This window comes from Pseudomonas sp. EA_65y_Pfl2_P74 (assembly GCF_963970575.1).
GTDB lineage: Bacteria > Pseudomonadota > Gammaproteobacteria > Pseudomonadales > Pseudomonadaceae > Aquipseudomonas > Aquipseudomonas baetica_A.
Genome location: NZ_CAXAOQ010000070.1, coordinates 1 through 2121, shown reverse-complemented (window position 1 = coordinate 2121; position 2121 = coordinate 1). Strand labels below are relative to the sequence as shown.

General features: G+C 51.2%; 2 protein-coding genes. Both read left to right on the top strand.

The genetic code is table 11. From position 1 onward, the window contains the following. Nucleotides 1-749, top strand: a 749-nt coding sequence (locus AACY18_RS27820) for an NAD(P)-dependent oxidoreductase (RefSeq protein WP_339466835.1), incomplete at its 5' end; no start/stop codon positions are given. Between the two features lie 121 nt (nt 750-870). Further along, on the top strand, nt 871-1788 hold the full coding sequence (locus AACY18_RS27815) for an alpha/beta fold hydrolase (protein WP_016987589.1): 918 nt from the start codon (nt 871-873) through the stop codon (nt 1786-1788). Nucleotides 1789-2121: the final 333 nt, after the last annotated feature.

The window sequence follows — 2121 nt, the reverse complement described above, 5'->3', positions numbered from 1 at the left end:
GCCTGGAAGGCGTTGACGTTTTTGCGGCAGATGAGTTAGGGATTGCAGTGGCTAACGTCTCGGCCAATGGAGGCAACGCGGACTCCGTTGCGGAACATGCGGTGCTTTTGATATTGGCGTTGCTTCGAAATCTGACACAAGCTCAACTTAATGTGCGCAACGGTGTATTAGGCGCGCCATCAGGGGGGATGTTGGCAGGACGTACAGTTTGCCTTTACGGCTTGGGAGCGATTGCATTGCCGCTGGCTCGTCGCCTCAAATCTTTTGACGTCAACTTGATCGGCCTGACGCGGCAGTTCAGTGCTACAAAGATGGCAGAATTTGGCTTGGATGAATGTTACTCGCTCGACCAAAAAGCGGCCTGCCTAAAACGGGCTGACATATTGGTCATCTGCGCCCGCCTTACTCCCGAAACCCGCAATAGCATCGGTGCCGATGAACTTTCTTCTCTCCCCTCTGGAGCATTGCTTATCAACGTGGCGCGTGGAGGTCTCGTTGAAGAAGCTGCGTTAATTGGAGCACTTCATTCGGGGCACTTTGGGGGGGCAGGGATTGATGTTTACTGGCGGGAACCCATAGATACTCAGCATCCGCTTTTGCAAATGAGTAACGTAGTCGCAACTCCCCATATTGCTGGCATCACACTCGACTCACTCACAGATATCGCAGCAGGCGTTGCGGCCAATATCAATCGCCTGCGCGCGGGTTTGCCCCTGGTAGGGTTGGCGAACCCTCAAACTACCGAATGATTCAGCTAGCAGAGCCTATGTCTGATGAAAACCATCAAGCCGTTAGGGCATAAGTCAACTTACTACTTCCCCTAAGCGCTCCTTATGGTATGCATGCGACCACGTAGTGAAAGAGGTTTATATGAGTTCTCTAATAAAACACACGCATATGAATATTGCTGAGTTAAACCAAGGTAGCCATTTTGTAGAATTGAACGGCATCAGATTACACTACCGGGTGAAAGGGATTGGCCCACTATTGGTTGTTGTTTCTCCTGGGTGGGGTATCGGAAGCCTTTATCTGCAACATGGCCTGGATTTCCTGACGGAACGGTTCAGAGTAGTGTTTGTGGATACCCGCGGCAGCGGCTTATCTGGGCGCCCGAGTGACCCGGCCATGATGGGCAGCGACCAAATGGCTGATGACTTGGAAGCTCTGAGATCGTACCTAGGGCTCTCCACTGTTGTTTTGCTGGGCCACTCAAATGGCGGAGCTATTGCGCTGTCCTTTGCCCAACGATACGCCGAACGGGTCAGTAAATTGGTACTGATTGATAGTCAATTATTTGGGTTTGCTGCAGCAGAAGACACTCATCGTTTCCTCTCCAATCGGGCCGAGGATCCGGACTACTCAAACGCAGTGGAACTGGTTAATGATTTTTTTACAGGGAAGGGCAGGCAGCCAATGACCGATGACGAACTCACAGAGTTTGTTGGGAATGTCCTTGCGCTGTATTTGAATAGTCCAAGCAAAAATCTCTCCACTGCGCGCCAGCAGCTATCAGGGAAACCTATCTCTTTTTTTGCGTTCGTCAATCAAAATGCCGCTGACGCCGTCGCGCATAATGACCAGACAGTTTCGCTCCGTTTAATAAAGGCACCCGTGCTAATCGTCAGCGGCAGGCATGACTGGATCTGCCCTGTCGCCGTTGCAGAACGGATTCACGAAGATATTGAAAACTCCATTCTCGAAATATATGAGGAAAGCGGACATTTGCCGTGGATCGAAGAGCCGCTCAAATTCCAGTCTCAAATTTTCCGCTTTCTCTCGATCAGTTGAAGCTTGGATTTAAGTTTTGAGTTGAATATCATGCGAAGGGTGGGGGGCATATTTTTGCCGACGCGTGTGATCGAGCCACGCGGGACTGCGATCCTCGACTGCTTATCTTCAAACATCTTGTAGCTAGTTGCCGACGCAGCGCATTCTCGAGAGAGTAGGGCCATCATACTGATCCAAGCACTATCGAGGGGCTGAAGTAGGCTGGTAGTTACTGTGTTGTTGTTCCTTGCTGGCGAGGAATATGCGGGGCTGCTCACAAAGCGTCGAGTGAGTATCCCTCCAAATGACTCGGATCGCCGCTTAATTGGGCGCTCGAGCGGAGCATCGCCGGCA

What these genes read in the sequence shown, in the direction of transcription:
- AACY18_RS27815 (WP_016987589.1), top strand. Translation starts at nt 871, where the DNA reads ATGAGTTCTCTAATAAAACACACGCATATGAATATTGCTGAGTTAAAC.